Annotated in this window: 1 protein-coding gene; it reads left to right on the forward strand. The window is 62.5% G+C overall.

Annotated features, from left to right (window positions below):
• Window positions 1–205 precede the first annotated feature (205 nt).
• Window positions 206–501 (forward strand): ATP-binding protein (locus tag PKE71_RS17595; protein ID WP_271188324.1); only part of this gene is annotated, 296 nt, incomplete at its 3' end.

A 501-nucleotide genomic window follows, 5' to 3' on the forward strand; every position in this document is an offset into this window, starting at 1 on the left:
CGAGGACTACCGGGTTACCGTAGAGTCCTAAATTCTCACTTATCACGTAGGTAGATTCCCTACGTCCGGGTAGATCACCCTCTGAGCGTGTCGCAATCCCACAGCTTGACCAACACTAAATAACATTAAGGTTATTTTGCGGTTAGCCCGGATTCCGCGGGGAAACCTTGACAGGGTGACGTCTGACCTCGGGAGGGGGATCCCGGTGGATATCGAGTTCTCGCTGGCTCTGCCAAGAGAGGCCGTCGGCATTCCGATGGTCCGCAAAGCCCTGGGCGACTCGCTGCGGTCACTCGGCGTCACGGAAAGCTGCGTGTCCGACATCCTGCTCGCGGTCACCGAGGGATGCGCGAACGCCGTCCGCCACGGCGGCCCCGCCAACCGCTACGAGGTCGACGTGGCGATCGGGTACGGCCGCTGCGACGTCCGCATCATCGACAGGGGGCAGGGCCTGCTGCGGGTTCCCGAGCAGTACCCTCCCGCCGACAGGGAGAACGGCAG

Source organism: Maricaulis virginensis (assembly GCF_027922185.1).
In the GTDB taxonomy this organism is placed as follows: Bacteria; Pseudomonadota; Alphaproteobacteria; order Caulobacterales; family Maricaulaceae; genus Maricaulis; species Maricaulis virginensis.